Here is a 6,356-nt window from a genome sequence, read left to right on the forward strand (position 1 = left end):
TCCCCGCCGAAGGCTTACCCCTCCGTAATTTCGCCCGCCTCGTTCTTCACCCGCGGCCACGGCATCGCCTGCCAGGGCCCCTGAAGGAGTTCCTCCAGAACGGCCCCGTCGCGGCGGATCACCTCGCGGGCTTCCTCGACGCCCACGGCCAGAGCGGAAAAGACCCGCCCGAAGAGGAGCGACGCCGCCCATTCGTTCCAGTTGGCGGCGCGCACCGACGCCTCCACCGAGACGCGCTTCAACCACCACGCGGCCTGTTCGTCGACGAACATCTCCGCGTCGACGGCATCCAAAATCAACGCGGCCGCGTTCGTGAGGTCAAGCGCCCTGAGCTGCGTCCAGTCGACCGCGTCGCGGAAGTAGTCCGTCATCATGCGCCGGCGCGTGACGGCGCCGCGGCGCTCGGAATCCTTGGCCGGCATCGTCTCGAAGCCGCCCCAACCCAAGGCCATGTCGTTTTTGAGCAAAGCGTCCGGGGAGGCCGCCGACTGGATCCCGCGCCAGAGGCTCGCGACGCCGCTTCCTTCCGAGAGCGTCCGGAAGCGCGCGTGGAGGTCCTCCGCGCTCATGATCCCGAGCTCCTGCGAGAGGTGGTGGAGAAGCTCCGAGGGCGAGCGGTCCTCCGTGCGCGAGGCCGCGAGAAAGAGGCGCATCGCCCGCGCGTGCGCGACGACCGGCAGGTCGTCGAAGGCCGCGGCCTTCGCGGCCGGGCGCGGGATGCGCTTCAGACGCTCGAGCGTTCGGGTGAGCTCGCCCAAAAGTTCGGTCATCTCGGCGGAAGGGCTCAGGGTGACGAGGGTTTCGGTGTCGGTCATGATCGAAAGGAGTCTCTCGGAGTCTTTCTCGGGTCTCTTTGCGCAAATGATCTCACGCCTGCGGAGGTCTGCGAAGGCCTGCGCCTCTACGCCTTCGCGCCGCGGCGCTTCACGAGCGTGACGGTCATCTCGCAGGGCGAAGCCTTGCAGTGGAAGTCCGCGCGGAAGAGGTCGCCCGCGCTGTCTTTGAGCATCAGGGGTTCCGGCCTGAAGGCGTCGCGCCCCAGGGCTTCGACGCGCTCGGGCTGAAACCGCATCGTCTTGGGACAGCGGTTCAAGGCCGCGCGGATGCAGTGCCGGCACGTCATCAACGCGGCGTCTTTGATCGGCTTGATCTCGAAGGCGGGCGCCAAAACCCGCGCGCCGTGCGCTTCGTAGAAGGCGCGCGCGGAGGCGTTCGCGACGTTCGCGCGGAAGTCGAGGAATTTGTCGGGGTACGTGGCGGCCGGGTCGACGGGCGCGCGCTGCGGGCGCACGCGGGAAGCCGAGCGCATCGCGTCGAACTCTTCCACCGCCGCGCGGCGGAGTTGGTTCGCGACCGAGGCCGGCACGAAGACGTCGAGGTCTTCGGGGACGAAGACCTCCGCCGCTTCGTAGATCGTGCCGCCGAGGCGCGCGAGGTTGGTGCGGAGCGTCTCGCGGTTCTTCACCGGGTCGGACGGCGCGTCCAAGTCCATCGCGACGGAGGCGGACGCGCAGTGCGTCCCGTCCGTCACCATGAGATCCAACCCATCCTCGTGCGTCGAGAAGATCATCGTGACGGGAATGAGGCGCTCGGCGCTCTTTTGCGACAAAAGCTTCAGGAAGCTCTGGTCGCGGTTGCGCCAGAGGCGCGTGCCGGGTTGGAGCCCGGCGAGCGAAAAGGGCGCTTCGCGGGTGAAGAGCGCGGTGAGGCCCTGGTCCTTGGCGTTCGTCTGTCCCTTCGCCGGGGCCTTCCCGGCGGGCCTGCCGAACTTCTCCTTCCCGCTCTTGAGGCTCTTCCGGGCGGTCTTCGACGCCGCACCGACCGCAGCGGACGCGGAACCGGCGGGTTCCGCGCGGTTCACGTGAAAGCCGAAGACGTCGCCCTCGTGCGCGTAGGTGAGCCCGTCCGCGTTCGAGACGGCGACGCCCTTCGCGGGGCGCATCAGGATGCGGTCCGATTCGATGCGCACCACTTCGCCCACGGCTTCGCCGGTGTGCTTCGGGGTATCCAACTGCGCGAGCGCATAGGGTTGGTCGAACCTGCGGCCTTCGATGAAGTAGTCGGTCGACGAGCGCGAAAACGACTTCGCCGGGTCCGGCGTGAAGGTGAAGACGGAGCGGCCGACGGACGAGCGACTCAATTCCGGCCGACGCGCGATGATCGCGTCCAACGCCTGCCGGTAGTGCGCGGTGATGTTCTTCACGTAGTCGACGTCCTTCAAGCGCCCCTCGATCTTGAAGGAGGAGGCCCCGGCGTCGATCAACGCCTCCAAGTGGTCGGTCTGGTTGTTGTCCTTCAAGGAGAGCACATGGCTCTTCTTCGCGATCTGTTCGCCCGCTTCCGTGAAGACGTCGTAGGGGAGGCGGCAGAGCTGCGCGCAGGCGCCGCGGTTGGCGCTGCGGCCCAACATCGCTTCCGACATGTAGCACTGGCCGGAGTAGCTGACGCACAGCGCCCCGTGGATGAAGCACTCAATGCGGGTTTCGGGCTTCAACGCCGCGCGAACCCGGGCGATCTCGTCCAAAGAGAGTTCGCGCGCCAACACCATCTGCGAGAAGCCCACGGCTTCCAAAAACGCCGCCTTCTCGGGCGTGCGGATGTCGCACTGGGTGGAGGCGTGAAGTTCGATGCCCTGAGGGAGCGGGCCGTTCAGCAACCCCATGTCCTGCACGATCAGGCAGTCGGCACCGGCCTTCGCCACGTCGAACGCGAGCTCCCGCGCCTTTTCGATCTCGTCGTCGGAAAAAAGCGTGTTCAACGCCACGAAGACCCGCGCGTCGAACCGGTGCGCGTAGGCGCAGAGTTCCGCGATGTCCTCCAAGGTGTTCCCCGCCGCCTGACGCGCCCCGAAGGCGGGGCCGCCGATGTAGACCGCGTCCGCGCCGTGGTCGATGGCGGCGAGCCCGCAGGCGAGATTCTTGGCGGGCGCCAGGAGTTCAAGAGCGTGTTGGGGAAGCATGGGGGTCGGTGTCGGGCTCAAATGCGTTGGTGCGGGGAAATCGGGGGGAATCGGGTTGAGGAGGCATTGTACGGAAGCGGGCGCTTCCCCGACGTGGGAAGCGCCCGCGGAAGTTGTCGCAAAGGGCAAGGGCGAGCTTTCTCAAGCCTTCTCAACCCGCCCGGCTTTCAGCGTCGGCCTTCAGCGTCGGTCTTGCCTCCTCCCGTCGCCGCCTTACTTCGCAGTCTTCGGGCGCGGCCCCTTGTAGGCGCAGCGCTCGACGGCGAGGTAGTTGCCCAGCTCCTCGTCCCCGGCGTTCTTCGCGAAGTCGGCGGGCGAGAGCCCGCGGTCGGTGCAGAGGTCGCGGTAGGCCCCGGCGCGCAGCAACGTCATCACCGCGGCGCGGTCGGGCTTCCTCGCCGCCATGTGAAGCGCCGTCACCCCCGCCGTCGTCTGGGCGTTGACGTCGGCGCCCTTCTCGATCAGCGCCTTCACGAAGTCGTCCCGGCCCTCGGTCGCGGCGTAGTGAAGCGCCGTCCAGTTCTTGGCGCCGTTCACGTCCGCGCCGCGGGCGAGGAGCGCCTCGAAGATCGGCTTCTGTCCCTTGAAGACCGCAAGCATCAGAGGCGTCTCGCCGAAGCGGTTGGCGAGGTTCGTCTTGAAGCGCGGATCGTCCATGATGACGCGGGCGGCTTCGGGCGCGTCCGAGCGCATCGCGTAGGTAAAGAGCGTGTCCCCGTTCTCCATGAAGAGGTTGGGGTCGGCGCCCTCCGACAAAAGCGCCGTGATCTGTGCGGTGCTCCCGTTTCGCGTCGCCTGACGGAGGTCGTCCTCGGGGGCGGCCTGCGCGGCGGAGGCGAACCCCAAAAGGGCGGTGAGGAGAAGCGCCGCGGTGCGGGTGGAAATGCTGGTCATGGGGATGTCCGGGTGAGAAGTGCCGCAGGGCCGAAGGCCTCGGAAGATGCCGAGTTTTCGGCGGAAACTCCGGAAAGCTTAGCAAAAGCGCCGCGGGGCGGAAGCCCGGCGGCGCGGTGCGGGCGGCCTGAAAGCCCCCGAGAACGTATCCGATTGTCAGAGGTCCGGAAATTGGGCCGCGGGATGGGCTCAGACGCGGAAGAACCGGCGGCTGTTCGCCGTGATCTGCGGGAGAACTTCGTCAAGCGGCAGCCCCTTCACGTCCGCGATCGTGCGGGCGACTTCGAGGCAGTACTGCGGCTCGCAGCGCTTCCCCCGGTAGGGAACCGGCGCCATGTAGGGGGCGTCGGTTTCGATCATGAGGTTCGCGAGCGGCACCGCGCGGGCGACCTCACGCAGCGCGTCGTTCTTTTTGAAGGTGAGGTTCCCGGTGAAGCTCACCATGCCGCCGGCGTCGACGACCGCGAGCGCCGTCTCGGCGTCCCCGCAGAAGCAGTGCATGACGAAGCCCATGTCGCCCGCGCGGGTTTCCCGCAGGATCTCCAAGGCCTGCGCTTCGGAGTCGCGCGCGTGGATGATGAGGGGTTTGCCCACCTTTCTCGCCGCGGCGATGTGGGTGCGGAAGCGCGCCCGCTGCCAGTCCAGAGGTTCTTTGCACCAGTAGAAGTCGAGCCCGGTCTCGCCCACCGCGACCATCCCCGGGCGCGAGGCGACTTCGGCGATTTCGTCCACGTCCGCCTCACGGTGGTCCGGATACTCGGGGTGCACGGCCCAGGCGCCGAAGAGAAACCCTTCGTACTGAGGGAGCAGGGCGGCCAACTTCGGGAGGTCCTCGTCATCGCAGGCGATCGTGACGGCGGCGGTCATCCCGGCCGCCTTCATGCGGAGGACGATCTCGTCGCGGTCCTCGTCGAACTGCGGCGCGGTGAGGTGGCAGTGGGTGTCGATGAAGGGCGTCATGTCGGTGTCGGTCGGAGGTTGTCAGCGTGGAGCCGGGAGCGCAACCGAATTTGCGGTCGTCGAGGCGGCGGGCGCGGTCGGCGGGATCACGACGGGTGCCGCGATGCCGTTGCCGTCGGCGGCGCCGCCCAGACGCTTCTGGAACGCCCAGTAGGCGACCGCGCTCCAGAAGAGCGTGAGGGCGAGCAGGTGCAGAAGCGCCGGGAGCGAGGTCTCCGTCCCCGCGCCCGCTTGGCTCACGGCCGCCAACGCCGGAATCGCGGGCGTCGTCGGGACGAACGCCGCGACGGCGTGGACGAACGGGCTCAGGATCAGTTCTTTGGGCCACACCCCCCCCGAGGCGAAGAGGAGCGGCGCGCTCATCACGACCGCGGCGGGCGCGGCCGTGCGGGCGCGGCCCCAGAGCGCCGTGAAGCCGAGCGCGAAGGCGGCGCAAGCCCCCGCGTAGAAGACGAGGAGGATGAAGGTCCCCTCGGGGTTCGCGAACCCGGGGAATTCGGCGCGCAGGAACTCGGTCCCCTGCGCGTAGAGGTTCCAGAGGAGCGCGACCGCAAAGAGCGCGGTGAAGAGCGCGGCGAAGCCGGAGGGCTTCAAGGCCGCGAGGACGAGGGGATCGCGCCTTCGCAACCACTGCCCGACGGTGATCGCCGCCCCGATGACGACGATCGCCTGCACGATCAAGGGCGCCACCAAGGGCACAATGTAGGTGCCGTAGCCCGAAATCGTGTTGAAGCGGTTCAAGGTCGTCAACGAGGGCGCCGCCCCGTGCGTGAAGCCCTGCGCGGCCCAGGTGGACGTGGGATCGGTCCCGATCTCGACCAGCGCGGCGTCGCCGTACTTGAAGTCGGACGACGTGAGGACGGCGGTGAGCGCCGCCTGCAGGGCGCGGGTCTTCACCGGATAGGCCCCGTTCCCGAGGATCGGCACCATCGTGTTTTCGCCGCGGGCGAGGCGCTCGGCAAAGCGCTCCGGCACCGTGACGATCACGTCGACCGTCTGGCGCTCGAACGCGGCCCGGGCGTCCGCGGGATCCGTCGCGACGAACTTGAGGTCCACCGCCGGGGCGGCCGAAAGCGTCCGGATGAATTCGCGGGAGGCGGCCGAGCGGTCGAGGTCGGTGACGGCGACGGGGACGTGCTCGATCTGCTCGTTCCGGTAGGGCCAGGCGTAGTAGACGAGGTAGAAGGCGACGCCCACCACGAACACGATGAAGGCGTCGCGCGAGAGGACCATGCGCGCGAACCCGCGGCGCACGAGCCCGAAAAAGCCCACGCCCACGTAGTCTTCGTCGCGGGCGCGGGGCATCGTTTCGATGTGCGCGGGGGCGCCGTCACGTTCCTTTTCCGCAAACGTCGCGACGCGCCGGGCGTAGATCGGAAGGCCCGCCCCGAAGAAGACGAGGACGAAGATCCCGAGGTGCCCGAGGGTCTCCAGAATCACCGGCGTCGGGCTCCCCAACACCCAGACGGCGGCCTGCGCGCGAAGGAAGTGCGTAAGGGGCAGGAGTTCCGCCACCAACGCCGCCCCCGGGCTCATCGCGTCG

Annotated in this window: 5 protein-coding genes; all 5 read right to left on the reverse strand. The window is 68.3% G+C overall.

Annotation, left to right across the window (positions count from 1 at the left end):
- Positions 1-14: 14 nt before the first annotated feature.
- Positions 15-815: a DUF1266 domain-containing protein gene (locus tag HMPREF9440_RS05200; protein WP_008542166.1), complete on the reverse strand. Its 801-nt coding sequence runs from the start codon at positions 813-815 to the stop codon at positions 15-17.
- A gap of 86 nt (positions 816-901) precedes the next feature.
- Entirely contained in the window at positions 902-2,959 is a 2,058-nt protein-coding gene (locus tag HMPREF9440_RS05205) for a peptidase U32 family protein (protein ID WP_008542167.1), read from the reverse strand.
- A 213-nt stretch (positions 2,960-3,172) separates the two neighbouring features.
- Positions 3,173-3,853 carry an ankyrin repeat domain-containing protein gene (locus HMPREF9440_RS05210; protein WP_008542168.1) on the reverse strand — a complete coding sequence of 227 codons (681 nt, stop codon included), beginning with the start codon at positions 3,851-3,853 and terminating at the stop codon, positions 3,173-3,175.
- A gap of 189 nt (positions 3,854-4,042) precedes the next feature.
- Positions 4,043-4,813, reverse strand: coding sequence for a TatD family hydrolase (locus HMPREF9440_RS05215; protein WP_008542169.1), 771 nt, complete (start codon positions 4,811-4,813; stop codon positions 4,043-4,045).
- 21 nt (positions 4,814-4,834) lie between these two features.
- A partial coding sequence (locus HMPREF9440_RS05220) for an ABC transporter permease (protein ID WP_148516430.1) occupies positions 4,835-6,356 on the reverse strand: 1,522 nt, incomplete at its 5' end.

Source organism: Sutterella parvirubra YIT 11816 (genome assembly GCF_000250875.1).
In the GTDB taxonomy this organism is placed as follows: Bacteria; Pseudomonadota; Gammaproteobacteria; order Burkholderiales; family Burkholderiaceae_F; genus Sutterella; species Sutterella parvirubra.

What these genes read in the sequence shown, in the direction of transcription:
- HMPREF9440_RS05200 (WP_008542166.1), bottom strand. Translation starts at nt 815, where the DNA reads ATGACCGACACCGAAACCCTCGTCACCCTGAGCCCTTCCGCCGAGATG.
- HMPREF9440_RS05205 (WP_008542167.1), bottom strand. Translation starts at nt 2,959, where the DNA reads ATGCTTCCCCAACACGCTCTTGAACTCCTGGCGCCCGCCAAGAATCTC.
- HMPREF9440_RS05210 (WP_008542168.1), bottom strand. Translation starts at nt 3,853, where the DNA reads ATGACCAGCATTTCCACCCGCACCGCGGCGCTTCTCCTCACCGCCCTT.
- HMPREF9440_RS05215 (WP_008542169.1), bottom strand. Translation starts at nt 4,813, where the DNA reads ATGACGCCCTTCATCGACACCCACTGCCACCTCACCGCGCCGCAGTTC.